General features: G+C 43.2%; 10 protein-coding genes and 2 tRNA genes. 7 read left to right on the top strand and 5 right to left on the bottom strand.

Annotated features, from left to right (window positions below; genetic code table 11):
• Positions 1 to 22: 22 nt before the first annotated feature.
• The 3 genes from pulA to L4D05_RS08745 all read right to left on the bottom strand — a co-directional run bounded on the left by pulA (position 23) and on the right by L4D05_RS08745 (position 4,439).
• Complete coding sequence (pulA, locus tag L4D05_RS08735) at positions 23 to 3,676, bottom strand: pullulanase-type alpha-1,6-glucosidase (protein ID WP_428793672.1); 3,654 nt, start codon at positions 3,674 to 3,676, stop codon at positions 23 to 25.
• A 533-nt stretch (positions 3,677 to 4,209) separates the two neighbouring features.
• Positions 4,210 to 4,283: transfer RNA gene (locus L4D05_RS08740), tRNA-Cys, on the bottom strand.
• A gap of 69 nt (positions 4,284 to 4,352) precedes the next feature.
• A tRNA-Leu gene (locus tag L4D05_RS08745) sits at positions 4,353 to 4,439 on the bottom strand.
• 603 nt (positions 4,440 to 5,042) lie between these two features.
• On the opposite strand from L4D05_RS08745, the gene L4D05_RS08750 reads away from it, so the two are divergent.
• The 3 genes from L4D05_RS08750 (at position 5,043) to L4D05_RS08760 (ending at position 9,793) form a co-directional block, all read left to right on the top strand.
• The gene (locus tag L4D05_RS08750; protein WP_428751296.1) at positions 5,043 to 6,440 is read left to right on the top strand and encodes an aminotransferase class V-fold PLP-dependent enzyme; all 1,398 of its coding nucleotides are present in this window, start codon (positions 5,043 to 5,045) and stop codon (positions 6,438 to 6,440) included.
• 90 nt (positions 6,441 to 6,530) lie between these two features.
• Entirely contained in the window at positions 6,531 to 7,466 is a 936-nt protein-coding gene (locus L4D05_RS08755; protein ID WP_428793673.1) for a transporter substrate-binding domain-containing protein, read from the top strand.
• Positions 7,463 to 9,793 (top strand): putative bifunctional diguanylate cyclase/phosphodiesterase, encoded by a 2,331-nt coding sequence (locus L4D05_RS08760; protein WP_428793674.1) that lies wholly within the window; start codon positions 7,463 to 7,465, stop codon positions 9,791 to 9,793. Before L4D05_RS08755 ends, L4D05_RS08760 begins: the two co-directional genes overlap by 4 nt.
• An 88-nt stretch (positions 9,794 to 9,881) precedes the next feature.
• Here the strand turns inward: L4D05_RS08760 and glpK are convergent, their stop codons facing one another.
• The gene (glpK, locus tag L4D05_RS08765; protein WP_428793675.1) at positions 9,882 to 11,396 is read right to left on the bottom strand and encodes a glycerol kinase GlpK; all 1,515 of its coding nucleotides are present in this window, start codon (positions 11,394 to 11,396) and stop codon (positions 9,882 to 9,884) included.
• Between the two features lie 39 nt (positions 11,397 to 11,435).
• On the bottom strand, positions 11,436 to 12,293 hold the full coding sequence (locus L4D05_RS08770; RefSeq protein WP_428793676.1) for an MIP/aquaporin family protein: 858 nt from the start codon (positions 12,291 to 12,293) through the stop codon (positions 11,436 to 11,438).
• Positions 12,294 to 12,683: 390 nt separating this feature from the next.
• Between L4D05_RS08770 and glpA the strand changes: the two genes are divergently transcribed.
• From glpA to L4D05_RS08790, 4 genes are all read left to right on the top strand, one after another.
• A complete protein-coding gene (gene glpA, locus L4D05_RS08775; RefSeq protein ID WP_428793677.1) occupies positions 12,684 to 14,330 on the top strand; it encodes an anaerobic glycerol-3-phosphate dehydrogenase subunit A in 1,647 nt (548 codons plus the stop codon).
• Entirely contained in the window at positions 14,327 to 15,730 is a 1,404-nt protein-coding gene (gene glpB, locus L4D05_RS08780; protein WP_428793678.1) for a glycerol-3-phosphate dehydrogenase subunit GlpB, read from the top strand. The genes glpA and glpB overlap by 4 nt, the downstream gene beginning before the upstream one ends.
• Positions 15,727 to 16,959 carry an anaerobic glycerol-3-phosphate dehydrogenase subunit GlpC gene (gene glpC / locus L4D05_RS08785; protein ID WP_428793679.1) on the top strand — a complete coding sequence of 411 codons (1,233 nt, stop codon included), beginning with the start codon at positions 15,727 to 15,729 and terminating at the stop codon, positions 16,957 to 16,959. The genes glpB and glpC overlap by 4 nt, the downstream gene beginning before the upstream one ends.
• 525 nt (positions 16,960 to 17,484) lie before the next feature.
• On the top strand, positions 17,485 to 18,858 hold the full coding sequence (locus tag L4D05_RS08790; protein WP_428793680.1) for an MATE family efflux transporter: 1,374 nt from the start codon (positions 17,485 to 17,487) through the stop codon (positions 18,856 to 18,858).
• Positions 18,859 to 18,894 lie beyond the last annotated feature (36 nt).

Here is an 18,894-nt window from a genome sequence, read left to right on the forward strand (position 1 = left end):
AATTATTCGAACTATCTCAGTACTACTGCTTCGTCACACTCACAGTCGCTTTTGCAATCTTGTCATCTTGCATATAACGCGCATCAAACACAAAGTTATACTTGCCCGCTTCTGCAACCGTAAGCTTACAATTCTCACTGTCACCCAGACTTAGAGAACCCTCTGCTAGCGTGGCGGCACCACAACCGACATTTGGTGCACTCCAGCTCGAATCAGCAAATTTAAACTCGTGTGTACCTGCCTCTAACGTTGCGGATAACTGATACAAGCCATTGCCGACAAATGTCATCGCCCAGTCATTACTATCTGCCCAGCTATTCATACTACCTTTAACGTACACAATGGTGTCACCAAATGGCGGAATAGAATCCACGTCTTTATCTGACATATCAACGGGTAGGCCTGCACCTTGAGCGCCCGATTGTGGTTGAACAAACACCGCCGTTGTTAATGCAGGTACTGAGAAGGTTCCCTCACTAAACGAAGCCGATTGCACCGTCGTGTCTGCCGAGTTTTTCTGTACGCTGTGCAGTTCAAAGCCCGTGACACCCGATATGACAGCATCTTGCTGAGTTGATGTCGAGTTAATCACAACCACAATCGCATCATAATTGTTATCTAGATCGGCACCTGCTGTCGTTCCATCATCGATGGTCATGACAATCAAACCTTGGGTTTGACCTTTGCCCACATTTCGGAAATCAACTCGGTTCATCACCTCCTCAGCGCTGTTTAGCCTAAATAGCGGGCTCTCACTACGAATGGTTAATAACTCCAAAAACTGTGCTTTGGTCAAGGTGATATCGTTTTGATCAGGCTCGGCGGTCGTGTCTGCTATGATGGTTTTAATTAACCCCCAGTTTGCACCGTCTTTATCTTCTCTTGGTAGACCCACATTCCAGTTGTTGTCAGAGCCGTCAAAGCGAACTCGGTTATACCAATCACCTGAGTCATAAGAATCTCGCTGCATCGACTTAGAACGCAGTAATTCAGAGCCCATATGAATGAATGGAATCCCTTGCCCTAACATAACCGTAGACAGAGAAACACTTTGCATGCGCGCTCTGTCGGCAGACGATGTGCCAGTCGCAATCTTATACGCGTTATTGTCCCACAGTGTTTGGTTATCGTGCTTTGACACATAAGAAATGTTTTCGGATGGGAACTTAGTATAGCCCGCAGGTGCGCCGTTATAGTCCACATCTTTGCCTCTTTTAGTACTCCCTGTATAATCAATGAGAACGTAATCCGCCAGATTTCCAGCCATACCTAAACGTACGATATCTTGATTATGAAGCATGGCCTTGGTAGTTTCTGGTGAACTTGTCACTTCTTCGTTGATATACGCAGCATTACCAAATCCTTGGTTGAAACGAAGAGGATGTTTGCCGTCAGTGTTTTGACCGCCGTCAAACGGGCTCCCGCCTCTAACCGCGTCACGCAGTCTATCTGAGAAAGTACCGATCTGAGTACCCGCCATGTTTAACTGATTCGCTTGATCAAAACGGGCATTATTTGAAACTTCACCGAAATCCCAACCTTCACCATAGAACAGCGTATTAGGGTCAATTTCACGAACGTCTTTCAGTGCTTGGATCATTACCGAAGCAGGTTGATGCCCCATCAAATCAAAACGGAAACCATCCACTTTATAGTCATCTGCCCATACTTTTAGCGAATCCACCATCAACTTACCCATCATTAGGTTTTCTGTTGCAGTGTTATCACAACAGGTTGACGTTTCAACACCACCAGTATTCACATTGAGTCGGTGGTAATACCCCGGGACAATTTTATCCAGAACAGACTTTTCATTCACTCCTGAAGCGTTGGTATGGTTGTACACCACATCCATGACAAGCTTTAGCCCCATATCGTGCGAGGCTTTCACCATTTCACGGAACTCTTTGATACGAACAGCGCCTTTCGCGTCTGTTGCATAGCTTCCTTCCGGTACGGTGTAGTGATATGGATCGTAACCCCAGTTAAAGCTGTCTAGCATACGAAGATCGTTCATCAATACTTGCGCACTGCCTGTTGCCGGATCATAGCTTTCTAACAAATCTTCTATAACCTGTGACGAATCCGCACTTGCACACACCGAAGCCGAAGGTGAAGCAGCACACAAATCACCGACCGTGTCGGTAATATCCACGGTTTTCTCTTCATCTATTGTCGCGATATCGAAAGCAGGAAGCACATGAAGCGTGGTTAAGCCTGCGTCTTTAAGCGCTTGCAAGTGGGTAACCGATTCACGAGAAGGCTCCGTCAATGCCATGTATTTGCCGTTCAGCGCGGTTGTGCCTAATGTGTCACTAAAGCTGAAGTCTCTAATATGGGATTCATACAGAACATGATCTTCATCATTCTTTACGGTAGGTCGTACATGTTCAGCACTGCCCCAACCCTCTGGCATCAATGCAGGATCGTCTAGATTAACCACATGAGAATAGCGCGAGTTAACAGAAAGGCTAACAGAGTATGGGTCAGTCACTAAACGCTGTTCAATTATCTTGGTTGTGGGATGGTAGACTTTGACATTGTAGCGATAGAACTTGCCCACGACACCACTCACCACATCAGAAGACCAAACACCGGTATCGCTATTTTCAGTCATCGCAACGGTTTGCTCTAACTGTTTGTCAACGTCGTAGATTTCCAACTGAACACGCTGAGCCGTTGGTGCCCAAAGCTTAAAGTTCGCATCGTTACCGGTCACGATTGCACCCAGAGTTTCATTGATAGCATTGCCAGTATTTTCATCAACAAACACCGCATCGAGCACGCCCGGCTTCTGTACCTCTGTCGCGGCCATCACTTCATCATTACCGTTGTAAGCCACCACGACAATTTGTGATTTTAAAATGGTTCGCAGTAGCTCGTCAGTCGTATTTAATGTGACCGACTTTAAACTTCCTAGGTGTCTAAATCGTTTTTTTAACGCTTCCGACAAATCGCCTTGCACCGTCATGTCAACGGCAGTGCCACCTACTATGTTCCTGTCTTTATCCATCGTGATGGCGGCTGTTTCACTGTAAAACAATTTCACTTTCTGAGCACTGGCCGCCGCTTCCCACGCAAGCGTGTCCGCATCTAGCCAGTGAGCTTTTTGCCCATCAATAACAACCGGACGATCGGCAATAGGTTTGTAGTACAGCTCACTGCTACCATGGAAGCCAAATAGCCCTTTGCTTTCATCAAGATTGTTAAGTTGCACTTTTGAGTTTGCACTACCAAAGGCTTTTTCGTCACCTTTATGTAAAATGAAATTCATACAGTTGTGAGGATCAGATGCATCCGGATCAACGTTCAATACGTAGTACGCACCGTAAGTATCACTTACGCCATTGGCTAGCTTAGGTGCCCCCCAAGCTGTACCTCCATCGGCGATCCCCATCGCTTGAAGATCAGTACTGGTACACCCCTCACCGTTCCATAGATGTAATCCCCATCCGTCGTACGGTGATCCTGAAGAGGCAGCAATATCTTGTTTATAGTAAACCACGACTTCGTTATCACCCGCTTGATATAGGCCTGTTATGTTGCTGCCATTATTTCCGCCGGAGTTACCATCCGCGCTACCACCACTATCATTACACCCTGCAATGACGGCGACGGAGAGTATTGGAATTAAGCTTTTAGCAATCATCGATAATTTGAATGTTTTATTGTCCACTTGGCAAACCTTTTGTTATTGATTATTTAAACTGATGTGCAGTACAGCCTCCATGTTAAATAACAGTGGCAACAACAAAATGAGATGACGCTTTGTAAACTTTTTGTATCTGGAAAAATTACCGCCGTCTTGAACTGCCCTCACAGTAACAACGCTTAACCATATCGTTTACTGAGAGCCGTGGCACAGAGTTTTGGTACTTAGCGTGGGGGCGTAGTAAATACGGATGAGCCTTAAAGGCGTAGATTTCAACCTTCAATGAGAGAGTTGGCTCACCTTTGGCGAGGAGCTTTATTGATGACTAAAATTAAGTTCCTTGCATCAATGACCCATTTCAATAGATGGCGCAATAACAAGAGTCATGGTTATAAATGAACTAATTGCGTCTAAAACTATACACTTAACGTAAAACTAAGCGCTTAATGTAAGTCTATAGTATAAATGAAATGAACGTGCCTATGTAGCATCCGAAGAAGGTAATCAGGATTACGAATGTAGCGGAAGTTTAGCTTGAATAGGGAAGCATTAAGAAATGGAGGCGCCTCCCGGAGTCGAACCGAGGTCCACGGATTTGCAATCCGCTGCATAGCCACTCTGCCAAGGCGCCTTTTTATGTCGTGTTTCTAAATTCATTATGTGGTGAAAATTAACGGCTGTTAATCACACAATAATGAGATGGTGCCCCGGGCCGGACTTGAACCGGCACAACGCGAACGTCGAGGGATTTTAAATCCCTTGTGTCTACCAATTCCACCACCAGGGCATGCATATAATGCTTGGAAACACCATCGCTCCCACATTGAAATGCGGCAACGTTGGGCACTATATTCGAATGAGAATTATCGTCAAGCAAAAATGTTAACTTTATGGGTTACCTGGCGAAAACTCCAGCAAGCTGGATAAATCCTCTTCACATTCAAAAAGAAAGAGACAAATCAATGCCTTTAACGTCAGATATTAATCCAACCGCAATACCAATAAACAACCCTATTTCTAATTCTAACTCAGGGCAATCACCAGCACCGATGTTAACTCCCTAAGATCGCTTCATCGCTTACCGTGCAAACAATGTAGATTAAGGCTTTCAAAGTCCTAATCTATTACTCTGTGGAGGCCATCAATTAAGATAATGACAAAATTGAGGATAGTGACAATCGCGTTCAACGTGTGCCTCTGCGCTAGATCGCGAAATAGAACGCTATCATGTTGATTTTTAGAAAGCTTTTAACTTGTTTTGGAGTCAAGATCACCTTTGGCTAATTTATTTTTGGCCCTGTAGATACTAAGCTGTTGAAACAGCGAACTTTAATTAACATAACTGTAAATAAGCATTATCAACCTCACTCAATCATAAAGGACTGTGCAAATGAGTAAAGTGAACAAGGAAGTAGAATCACTTAATCGACGTAATTTCATGAAAGGTAGTGCGGGCGTAGCCATTGCTGGAGTTAGTAGTACCCTGTTTAGTTCAGTGTCAAACGCCGACGAGCTCGACTCCCAGTGGAGCTCTCATCGCCACTCAACAGGCAAAGCATTTTGGGCCAATATTAAATCCCAATTTATTCTCGATAATTCGACGACATACATGAACATCGGCACTACAGGATCTATGCCTAAACAAGTGTTAAAACACTATAACAAAAACAACAAAACCGTTGCAAAACACCCTTGGGATATGGACGGAAAATTTGGTTCATGGCCCTATGTCTCAGACATGGTATCGGATATTGCTGCAGGGTTTGGTGCAGACCCAAGTGAGATCATCTTAAGCCGAAACACGACCGATGGAATGTGCTCGATAATCAACGGTCTTAACCTGCAATCTGGTGATGTGATTCTTACTACACATCACGAACACATCGCCGCAATGTCACCATTGAATATGGTTAAACAAAGGTATGGCGTTGAAATTATCGAGATTCAGTTGCCAATTTATACGGGCAGTGAAGCTGTCACAGAACAAGATTATGTAGAAGCGTTCCGTGAAGCGATTGAACAATATTCTAATATCAAGCTTATTACTTTCTCGCACATCACCTATAAAACGGGCACGCGCCTACCAGCGAAAGAAATTTGTCAGTTGGCGACACAAAGTCAGATACCTACCCTTGTTGATGGCGCGCATACAATAGGCATGCTCGACCTCGATTTCCATGATCTTGATTGTGATTTCTACGCAGGTTCTGGGCACAAATGGCAATGTGGCCCCGGAGCCACTGGTATTCTTTACGTCCGTGACAACATGAACCGAATCAAAGAATGGGCCAACGGAGAAAAGCCTTACTGGGCAATAAACTCATCATTGGGCCATTTAGATTATTTGGGTATTCAATATCAACTCCAATATGTTGGCAATGATAATTACCCAGCAAAACAAGCTTTAGCTGACAGTTGTAAAATGTGGGACGATATCGGCCGCGCTCGTATTGAAGAAAGAGTGCTGGCACTTGGCTCACTGTGCAAAGAGCTTTTGCAAAAGACTCTGCCAAACGTCTATATTTTTTCGCCCAACGTAACTGGCCTAACTAGCGGCCTTACTACGTTTAACCCGTTTGAACTTAGTGTGCCCGAAAGCGTACTGACAGAGTTCAGGGATCGTTTACGAGAAGAATATGGTTACATAATCCGTACAACGAGTTTTAAATTGGAAGTCGGGGGACCCGATACTTATTCATTAAGGATCTCTACCCACCTATTCCATGATAAAAACGATGTAATTGGTCTGATCAATGCTATTCAAGATCTATATTACGACATGGCTTAGTTACGACATGACATAGCTACGATATCGCCTAGTTACCATACGCCCAATGCTATATTGGGCGATTATCACCTGAGCTTTAAGAGGTTTACTATGAAAGTTACTCTATCGTATAGTCAAATACCGGCGGCTCTTGCCACGGTTGCCCTGACCTTTTTTAGTTCAGCACTCTTAGCTGATGATTTGGAAGAAATACAAAAACGTGGGGTTTTAAGACACCTTGGGGTCTCATACGCCAACTTTGTTTCCTACATTGATCAAAATGACTTTCAATATTTAACTGGATTAGATGTCGAAATTGTACAAGGGTTCGCGGAATCAATCGGAGTGGAGTATCAATATGTACCTGCACAATGGAACAATGTATTCGGCAAACTAATAGGGCAAGATGCTCAATTTACCAACAATGCACTAACGCTAGGAAAACAAGTTCCAATTGAAGGCGACTTAATTGCTAACGGCGTGACAATCTTAGAATGGCGAACACAGATCGCTGACTTTTCCACAGATTACTTTCCATCAGCAGTATGGTTGATAGCAAAAACAGAATCCGACTTGAGACCCATTCAACCATCTGGTTCGAGCGTCAAAGACATCGTACAAGTTAAAAAACTGATGCGGGGTAAAGATGTACTTGCCATGGAACATTCTTGTCTCGACCCCAATTTGTATCAACTTTATGACACTGGCGCCAATATCATTCTTCCGGAGCAACAAAGAAAGCTCAGTGAAATGGTCCCTGCTGTACTAAATAGTAATGCTGAAAGTACATTACTCGATGTACCAGATACGCTAATTGCACTAGAAAAATGGCCAGGTGAAATTAAGGTTATTGGACCAGTATCAGAAGAGCAACGGATGGCTGCCGTTTTTCGCAAAGACTCTCCGAATCTCAGAATTGAATTTAATAAATACTTATCTAAAATTAAAAAAGATGGAAGCTACAATAAACTTGTCGAGAAATACTATCCATCCGTTTTCTATTTTTATGAAGGTTATTTTACAGAAGGTAGTAAATCTAAACTATGACTAAAAATGTAAAAGCCAATCGATTGATATTATTAGCCTCTCTATTGCTGGCAGCTTACTTAATGTTAATTCTTGGTGTTACTAACTTAGGTCAGACTCGTTTAGAAGAATCTCAGCACCGCGAACTTGAGTTAAAAGTAGGAAATTACGCCAGTACTTTAGAGTATTTCTTTTACGTCACCAATGAAGATATGGATACGCTGGCCGAAGACAGAGTAATGCATGCTTTCTTCGCAAACTTAGCATCAGGGATGTCCATGCAGTATGGCTTAGGCTCGAGTATCCTAAGGCTAAAGAACAAACTTGTTGCAACGCAAAAAAACAAAACCATCAATCAAAAGAACATATATGACCGTTTTGCTCTTGTTGGGCTGGATGGTTCTATCATTGCCGATACCTACCCAAGATCAAAACTGTTATTTAATGTCTCTCGCCTTAAGAACAACAAGTCAAGTGATGTGATAATTCGAACGGTCAATCGACTGGGTGACAATGAAGTTCAACTGGTTAAAATGGTGACTCAATCTGGACTGCCAACAGCCTACTTAGTCGCGATTCTCAACAAAGACGTTATTTTTGAACAGTTGACCGCTCAAGAAAGTAAGGACAGTCAAAGTAGGATTGAACTGGTTTCCCAAAATGGCCACTCTTTTGTTTGGGACTCATTATCAGGAAAAAATCCGATATCTGAACATAATATTAATGCGACGATTAACTTTTCTATTCCTATCAAAAATACGCCTTTCGTTTTAAATAGTTGGTTTGAATCCGTCAACGAAAAAAGCATATTAACCTCTAGCTGGTTTATTATTGGCCTATCCTTCCTAGCGCTACCTGTTATGTGTGGTTTATTTTATATTTTTATAATTAATAACGCTAATATCATTTTAAGAACAAAAGTGACTGAATCAAAAAAACAGCACGCTATATTATCGGTAAAAAATCATCAGCTCTTAGACGAGATAGAAAAACGGAAAATATCAGAAGAAAAGCTCTCCTATCAAGCCACTCACGATGCCCTAACCGGCTTGCCCAATCGCAGTTATGGTAACCAACAACTAGAAAGTGAGATAGAAAAGGCTGGCATAAACAACTCAAGCTTACTGGTAATGTTTATCGATCTCGACAACTTCAAACAGATAAATGATACCTTGGGTCACTTAGCCGGTGATGAAGTGCTCAAGCAAAGCACTTCCCGCTTAATGGATTCTGTTGGTAGCTCAGAGCTATTATCTCGTTTAGGTGGTGACGAATTTTTACTCATTGTCCCTAACCTCAATAACCAAGTATTGGCCAAAGACTATGCAACCCAAGTATTGGCCCTTTTCAATCAACCATTCAACTGGAATAACCAAGATTTTTTCGTTTCCATCAGTATTGGAATGTCTGTTTACCCGCAAGATGGTCAAAATACAGAACAACTCCTCGCTAATGCTGATATGGCCATGTATAGCGTTAAACAAGATGGTAGAAATGCATTTAGCTTTTATAGTTCAGATATGAGCAGTAATGTTCAACGGAGTTTAAGCTTAGACGGGCGACTGCGCTATGCGATAGCCAACAATGAACTGGAAATCTATTATCAACCGATCCTAAATTTACGCACTAATGAAATCATTGGCGCAGAAGCGCTTATGCGTTGGAATGACAAGAAATTTGGTATGGTGCCGCCCGACGAATTTATACCTTTATCAGAGAAGAATGGCCTAATCCATCAAATTGGTGAGTTCGCTATCATGACGGCTTGTCAACAAGCAGCGCTTTGGCAAGCCATCGCTCCAATACACATGTCTATTAACTTTTCCAGTGTCCAATTTCGATTTTGCGATAAGTTGTTTACGCAAGTTCGCTATGGCCTGATGAAATCGGGGCTGCCCGCCGATCGACTCGATATAGAAATTACCGAAAGCCTACTTTTTAACCACAACGAAGAAGTCATCAGCCTGCTGAATAAATTACAATCCATGGGCGTAAAATTAACCATCGATGACTTTGGCACCGGTTATTCAGCGTTAAGCTATCTTCAAAAATTTCCGTTTGATCAACTAAAAATCGATCGTTCATTTTTGAAAAATATCCGCAAAAATAAATCTGACCGCGAGCTTGTCAACGCTGTGATCGCCATGGCAAAAGCGCTAAACTTAAAAGTAATCGCAGAAGGTATTGAAAATCAATGGCATGTTGATTATCTCAATTCCATTGATTGTGAGTATGGTCAAGGGTTTCATTATAGTAAGCCAGTACCTGCTAAAGAGTTTGAGCGCCTACTTAGAGACAATGCCAACAAAGCATATAGAGAACCTCTCAAGCTTAACATCGTAGAATAGAGAGAAAATCTGCGTACATAACAAAAGAGATAGATAAATACCTATCTCTTTTTAATCACACCTTGAGCTATTCCTTATCCATCATAGCCTATTCATCATTCATAAATGTAGACCAGGCTCTTACGCCTTTAACTGCACGCTGCCAGCCTTTATACCTTACTTCACGCTTTGTATTATTTGGGCATGGCTTAAAGGCGCGATCTAATTCTGCTTTATCTGAAATGTCATTAATACCATCCCAAAAACCAACAGCAAAACCCGCTAAATACGCGGCACCTAACGCTGTGACTTCCGTGACTTTAGGTCGTAACACTTCGGTGTTCAAAATATCAGCCTGGAAGTTCATCAAGAAATCATTGGCGACCGCTCCTCCATCCACCCGTAAGGCGGAGAGTTTAATTCCCGAATCTGCTTGCATCGCATCAATCACGTCGCGGCTCTGATACGCAATACTTTCAAGCGTCGCTCGAATAATATGGCACGCACCGGTTCCACGTGTCATGCCTACAATCGTTCCTCTTGCATACGCATCCCAATAAGGCGCGCCAAGGCCAGTAAAGGCAGGAACCACATACACGCCATCACTAGAGTCAATTTTTGTAGCGAAGTACTCTGAATCCTTGGCATCGTCAATCAACTTCATTTCGTCACGTAACCATTGAATCGACGCGCCCCCCATAAATACAGACCCTTCCAAGGCATACGCGACTTCGCCTTTGGGACCACAAGCTAGCGTGGTTAACAAACCATTTTGTGATGTTACTTTTTCTTGACCCGTATTCATCAACAAGAAACAGCCTGTTCCATAAGTATTTTTTGCTTGTCCCGGCTCGACACACATTTGACCAAACAACGCGGCCTGTTGGTCTCCAGCGATACCTGAAATTGGAATACGAGTCCCACCCTTGCCGCCGATATTCGTTTTACCATAAACCTCTGACGAACTTTTCACTTCCGGCATCATTGATAACGGTATATCAAACTGACTCAATATTTTTTCATCCCATTGAAGACTGTTGATATTAAACAACATTGTGCGAGAAGCGTTAGTATAATCCGTTACATGCACGCGTCCTTGAGTCATTTTCCAGATGAGCCACGTATCAATGGTTCCAAACAACAATTTTCCCGCTTCAGCTTGTTCACGAGCCCCTTCAACATTATCTAAGATCCACTTCACCTTAGTGCCAGAAAAATAAGGGTCGAGAACGAGGCCGGTATTCTCTTTGATATACGCTTCAAGACCATCAATTTTAAGAAGTGATTCACAAATACTGGCGGTACGACGACATTGCCAAACAATGGCGTTATAAATAGGTGTACCCGTTTCTTTATCCCAAACTACCGTCGTTTCACGCTGATTCGTAATACCAATGGCTGCCACCTGATCAGAGCGGATCCCTTTCTTATCTAATGCCTCGATTAACGTCGAGCTTTGTGTTGCATAAATTTCCAACGGATCATGTTCCACCCACCCTGCTTCTGGATAAATTTGGGTAAACTCGCGCTGTGCTACGCTAACGATATTCGCGTCATGGTCTAAAACAACGGCGCGTGAACTTGTTGTGCCTTGGTCTAGAGCAACAATATATTGGTTCGTCATAATTTAATCCTTTCTATTTATATAAGCGTCGTTGTGCGGTTAGATTTTGACTTCTGTTTCTGCGTCTGTATCAGTATCACATTGATTTGGAATGGTGCATCCAGTCCCAGTGTTAGGCAGGTAGGTTGAGATAAACTTTGGATAAAGCCAGCCACCAAAACACGCCCCCGCAATTGGCGCAAAAATTGGAATAATAAAATATGGGATATCCTTTGCACCAGTTAACGCGTAATCCCAACCAGCAAAAAATGAAAATAGTTTTGGACCAAAATCACGGGCGGGATTCATCGCAAAACCAGTTAGCGGACCAAATGAACCACCAATAGTGGCAACAAGTAGGCCTATCAGCAGCGGACTGAGTGCTCCTCGTGGGGCACCGTTGTTTTCATCACCAAATGCCAATATGCCAAACATCAAGACTGCAGTGATCGCAAATTCTACCGCAAACGCTCCAGATAACGACAATGAAGCGTTAGGAAACGTCGAAAAGATCCCCGCTGTCGCAAGTGCTTCAGGCGAGTTTCTGGCCACACCATTAACCAGTTCCCATTCTACAAATAAGTTGGCATATAACGCGTAAACAATCGACGCAGCCACAAACGCTCCTGCTATTTGAGAAATGATATAAGGTAGAACTTTGGCTTTTTCAAAACCATGAAACATAGCTAAAGCAATAGTAACCGCTGGATTGATATGCGCCCCCGACACTCCCGCTGTGCAGTAGACCGCTAATGCGACGGCCATCCCCCATATAATACTGACTTCCCATTGCCCAAATTCTGCACCTGTTAGCACCAATGCAGCCACACAACCGACTCCCCAAAAAATGAGTAGTCCGGTACCGATAAATTCGGCTATGCATTGACCAAGTAGTATATGTCGCTGTTTATTGTCCATAAAAATTCCTCCTGTGATTGTTTCACCACCTTGCTCACACTCACAATCGAGCATAAACGCTCACGAACAATAATAAATAACCATCAAAACTAACCAAAGGAGACTCGCAAACTTTATAAAACACCTCGCTCATCATTGACTTTTGATTGAATATGAGATTCGATCCACACAAAACACTGCTAATATTGATATCATTATCAGAATAAAGTGCTGCAATGCATACAAAGTCAGCATTAATAACCACAACAATCATAATTGACACGAATGCCAATCACTGCACAACCGTTGAGCCACCCAATACTTCAATCTAAAATCGAAAAATTGTGAACGCAATCTCGAACATTTTCGAGCATTACTGCCAAACTGATATTACAAACGGGAGAGAACGTCATGAACCTAGATTATCGTATAGAAACAGAAGCCGTGATAATTGGCGGTGGCGCGACAGGCAGTGGAGTACTTCGTGATTGTGCATTACGAGGAATAGCATGCATCCTAATTGAGCGCGATGATTTTGCTTCTGGTACAACAGGCCGCAATCATGGCTTACTCCACTCCGGCGCTCGGTATGCGGTCACCGATGAGCATTCAGCCAGAGAGTGCATTCGAGAAAACCAAATTTTAAAGCGTGTGGCCAATCACTGTATTGAGAACACTCAAGGTCTTTTTATCTCCTTGCCTGAAGACGACTTTGGGTTTCAGAAGCGTTTTTTAGAAGCTTGCCACCACGTAGACATCCCGACTCGGACGCTTGACCCTAGACAAGCCTTAGCCATCGAGCCAAGTTGCAATCCCTCACTACTTGGCGCAGTCAGTGTTCCCGATGGCACCATCGATCCCTTTCGCCTTTGTACGGCCAATATCCTAGATGCCAAACGCCATGGCGCCAGAGTATTCAATCATTGCACTGTGACATCTTTGATCCGTAAAACTGACCGTGTCGTTGGAGTCCGCGTCTACAACCACAAAACTCAACAGTATTTTGAGGTCTATGCCCAACAGGTCATTAACGCTGCTGGCATTTGGGGCCAGAACATCTGCGAATATGCCGAATTGGACGTCAAGATGTATCCCGCTAAAGGATCGTTACTGATCCTAAATCACCGTATTAATAACACCGTGATTAATCGCTGCCGGCCACCTGCTGATGCCGATATTTTGGTTCCCGGCGATACCATATCTCTCATTGGGACTACATCAGAACATATTGATTACAGTGAGATTGACCATCTCAAAGTCACGCCGCAAGAAGTCGATACCTTACTCACTGAGGGGGCTAAGCTTGCTCCATCAATGCGAACTACTCGGGTATTACGAGCTTATGCTGGTGTGAGACCTTTAGTGTCTTTAAACCATGACCAAAGGGGGCGTGATATCAGTCGAGGTATCGTTTTACTTGATCATGAGCAACGAGATGGATTGACCGGATTAACTACGATCACGGGCGGTAAATTAATGACTTATCGGCTCATGGCTGAACAAACTACGGATATCATCGCCAAGAAGTTAAACAATACACAGCCTTGTCTAACCAAGGTTAAACCTTTACCTGGTTCGGAATCAACCAGTGCTCTTACTCGCTTCCGAGACAAACAAATTTCTGTTTTCCAATCCGCAGAGTACCGACACGGAGCAAAAGCTTTGGAGCAAATGGATGGTGCTAATGATGCAAGCTCAATTATTTGTGAATGTGAAATGATTACATCAGGCGAACTGAACTACGCTATTCAACATTTAGATGTTCGAAACCTCATTGATTTACGAAGGCGAACTCGACTCGGGATGGGGCCTTGCCAAGGTGAAATGTGCACCTATCGAGCCGCTAACTTATTGTCTTGTAGTGATAATATTCTGGATAAAGACCTCAATCAATTACTCTGTGAGTTTTTGGAAGAACGCTGGAAAGGAGTGACACCCATTTTATGGGGAGATGCCCTAAGAGAAGCTGAATTCAGTCAATGGACATTCGAAGGTTTAATGGGAATTTCACGCTCAGACGTTTCAACTAACGAACACCAACGTGAGGAAACACTATGATTCATTACGACGTCATTGTCATTGGTGGCGGTATGGCCGGCTATTGTTCTGCTATTCGTGCCTTGCAGGCTGGTCTTAATACTGCACTGATCAGCCGGGGTCAAAGTGCACTTCATTTTGCATCAGGCTCTATTGATGTATTATCACATTCCCCCATATCCGGTGACATTGTCACTAATCCACTCAAAGCCATAGAACATTTAGAGGTGTCGTTAACCTCTCACCCCTATTCTAAGGTCGGTGTAAGTGGTGTAAAACACGCTCTCGATTGGTTTATCAACACCATTGTTCTAGACAACAACGTACTCACTTCTCGCGATAGAGATAATCACTTCCGATTAACGCCAATTGGCACATTGAAAGCAACATGGAGCTCCCAACAGCTGGTAAAAAAATTTGCCATAGACCTAACCAATTTGAATCAAAATAGCCGAGTTCAAGTATTCTCTTTCCAGAAATTTCACGACTTTCAACCTAGCTTATTTTGTCACAACTTAGCCTTACTGTTTGAGGATGAGGCGGTTGATATACAAAGTCAGATGATTTCATTAGCTAACGCTCTTAACGACGAAACCGCTCGACCACTACGATCTACTGACCTTCAAGGTCGCTTAAACGAGCCGCACTACTTTGATAAATTTAAACAACAATTACTCGATAAAGTAAGCCAAAACGACTTAATCATATTACCTGCTGTCTTTGGTGATGGTGACGCGATGCGCCGCCTCAATCATTTGCAACAAGAACACAATCTAGACATTTGTTTAGTACCCACACTTGCCCCTTCCTTGTTAGGTATCAATATTGAATCACAATTAAGTAAAGTATTTATTCAGCTTGGCGGAACGCATCTCAAGGGAGATAGTGTCATTAATGCCCATCGTTCACACGATAATAATGGTATTCATATTTCATCAATACAGACTCATAATCTCGGCAATTTCGAACTTAAGGCTGAAAATTATATATTAGCGACAGGGAGTTTCTTTAGTAATGGTCTAACATCGGATCATCAACAGATCATCGAGCCTATTTTCAATCTAGACGTACACCAAGACTACCCTCGTAGTCAGTGGCACCATTCAATTTTATTCTCAAACCAGTCGCAACCCTATTTGTCTTATGGCGTTAAAACTAACCCACGCTTCCAACCCTTTATCAGCGAAAAGGTAGTCAACAATTTATTTTGCTGCGGGTCAATTCTTGCCGATTACGACCCAATAGCCCAAGGGTGTGGCGGTGGTGTTGCCATCAGTACCGCTGTTAAAGTCGCTGAGCAAATTATTGCCAACACCCAAATAAAAACCACCAGTAATGTCGCTGTTGCAGCCAAACCTCACTCCAGCTGTGGTGTGGGAAATAAATCTAATCACTCACCGAATAAGGAGCTTTCACTATGAGTTCCGCTCCTAGCTACTCAACAATACCGCTCGACTCCAAATTTGAAAGCTGTATAAAATGCACAATATGCACCGTATACTGCCCAGTTTCGAAAGTTAACCCAAACTTCTCAGGACCTAAAGCATCGGGACCTGATGGCGAAAGACTCAGAATAAAAAGTCGGGCCTATTATGATCCTGCACTAAAAGCGTGTACTAACTGTAAGCGCTGTGAAACAGCCTGCCCATCTGGCGTTAAAATTGGTGACATTATTGCCAAAGCACGCGGACAGTATGAGAAGAAATCCATCAGCCCCAAATTGGTACGGGATTTTATCTTAAGTCATACCGATTTATTTGGTCATATTGCCACTCCATTTGCACCAATTGCGAATCGACTCACTCAGCTGCCGCTTATAAAGAAAATCATGCACCATACTGTTGGGGTCCATGAAAAAAAATCATTGCCTCGCTACGCACACGGTACATTTCGACAATGGTTTAAAAAGCACGCGCCGGATCAATCGCATTATTCAACCCAAGTTGCCTACTATCATGGCTGTTACGTTAATTATAACTTTCCACAACAAGGTAAAGAGCTTGTTCAAGTGATGAACGCGTTCGGATTTGGTGTTGCTCTATTAGATAAAGAAAAGTGCTGCGGTGTCCCTTTAATCGCTAACGGCTTCCATAACAAAGCACTAAAAAACGCACAACTGAATGTCAGAACGATTGAAGGTGCACTCGCGTCCGGTAATTCTGCGGTTGTCTCGACTTCTTCAACCTGTTCTTTCACACTGCAAGAGGAGTACCCGCATGTACTGAGCGTTGATAATGGTTCAGTAAAAAACCATATTGTCTATGTTACTCGGTTTTTACTTGAAGCGATGATGAATGGCCACCAGCCAAACTTTAGGCCGGTCAATCTTAGACTTGTTTATCACATCCCCTGCCATATGGAAAAAAGCGGCAATCATATTTTCACAATTGAATTACTTAAACAAATCCCAGGGGTAGAGTTAATTGTGCTAGATAGCGCATGCTGCGGGTTAGCCGGAACCTATGGATTTAAAACAGAGAACTACAAACACTCAATTGCGATTGGCAGGTCGCTATTCGAAACCATAAATTCTAGCAACGCAGACTACGTTGTTAGTGATTGCGAAACATGTAAATGGCAAATAGAAGAAAACACAAACTACACGTGCTTACACCCGATCGGGATTTTAGCGTTGGCATTAGCGAAATAGAGAGGACTAGAAACCAAAAGAACAGATAAGAGAGGCTCTTTATTTAGTATTCATGAGTTCACTGCACAAGTAGAGTGACGTTTGTAGCTGCAACAATGAGTGGAGCCTCTTGTCAGACTGAACTCGAACCACACGAGCATCAAGGTGAAGTACTGCTATCACCTTTAGTTGATCGCCTAATTACTATGCCACTACAAATAATTCCCTCCGACTCGCATTTTTTACTTAGTATCGTACATAGCAAGCTGAGCTTACGTAATAATATGAAAAACTTATCGATATACTCGTCTCTGTCCCCTTAAACAATCTCCCTCGAACAGTACAAAAGTTCAAGTTTGCTAGGCAAATAATCATATTGAGTAAGCGACGTTTAGAATGAACTAGCGTTATTTTAGGGGGCGGTTACAGGTGGGTAAATGATTCGAGATTGTATCTTAGTCGTTTGAATACCGATCACGCTAGGCAAACTTATTATGCTGTTGGGAATGACGGATTCATGCACACAAAACTTAAAGGGACATTAAGATGATAGCCATGTGGCGAACCGCAGATAGTAATTTTTGGCGTAAAGTATGCAGTATCGCTATTCCTGTTGCTACCCAGTCCATCCTATACTCCTTACTATCCTTAGTGGATGCGCTTATGGTGGCTCCTTTAGGTGATAGTGCCGTCGCTTCTGTCGGGCTAGGCGGTCGAATTGTGTTTTTCAATTTACTTGCCATTTATGGGTCGTGTGCAGGCGTTACTGTATTAGCAGCACAATACTTTGGCGCCAATGATATTTTAGGTGTGAAACGTTCTTTAGGACAATCGATAATTATGTCCACTATCGTTTCATTACCTTTTGCTTTGCTATATACAATCGCACCTAGCTGGGTCATTGGTCTAGCGAGTAACGATGTAGAATTTAATCAAATGGCGACGGACTATTTGCTATTTACTGGTTGGACTATCTTGCTCACGGCAATTGTTGTTCCTTTAGAGTCCATGTTTAGGGCGGTTGGCGAAGCTACTGTGCCCACGTACATCAGCATATTTGCCAGTCTATTAAATGTTGGGTTGAATGCACTATTAATCTTCGGCCTATACGGGTTTCCTGAAATGGGTGTTGTTGGGGCTGCAATAGGTACTGCAATATCACGAGTAGTGCAAATGCTGATTTTAGGCTGGTACTTATATAGTCGCCGGCGCCAATATTGTCCGAATAAACACGATGTAAAAAGCGGTCTTACTCTAAAAGCTCGCCAACTCTATCTCAAAATTGCGTTTCCGGCATTGCTACAAAACGGCGGCTGGGCGGCGGGTATTTTAACCTATAGCATACTCATGGGGCATATTAGCGTGGGCGCGCTGGCTGTAGTGAGTATGCTAAGCCCCGTGGAAGCCGTGATACTTTCCCTCTTCTACGGAATAAGTGTCGCAGCATCGACTCTCATTGGCCAGGAGCTGGGAGCGGAACGGTATCAACGCGCATGGTATGTCGCTTGGCGACTGATTATCGTTGCGGTTATCTTAGCTTTCTTTATTGGCCCGCTGACTTACCTGTTAAGGGATGATATTCAGCAAGTCTTGAATTACATGAATACGCCACAACTGGATGTCGCGATTCAGATATTACTAATTATGGCCTTCGCTGTTCCATTGCGGGCTCTAAACATGCTTGGACTGTCGGGGGCATTGCGTAGTGGCGGGGACATGAAGTATGCACTCTTTATCGAGTTATTTGGCCTTTGGGGTATAGGTATTCCAGTTGCAGTATTCACGATTTTTGTTCTTGGTTGGCCGCTAAATTGGGTAATGGTCGCGATCCTACTAGAAGAAGCCGTCAAAGGATGCTTAGTTTTACACCGAATCTTTGCTAAACGTTGGCTAACCAACTTAGTTAATGAACCAGCTTAGTTAATGAGCTAGCTTTAGCGTAGAGGCAAGGTTGAT

This window comes from Vibrio nomapromontoriensis (genome assembly GCF_050337205.1).
GTDB classification, from domain to species: domain Bacteria; phylum Pseudomonadota; class Gammaproteobacteria; order Enterobacterales; family Vibrionaceae; genus Vibrio; species Vibrio nomapromontoriensis.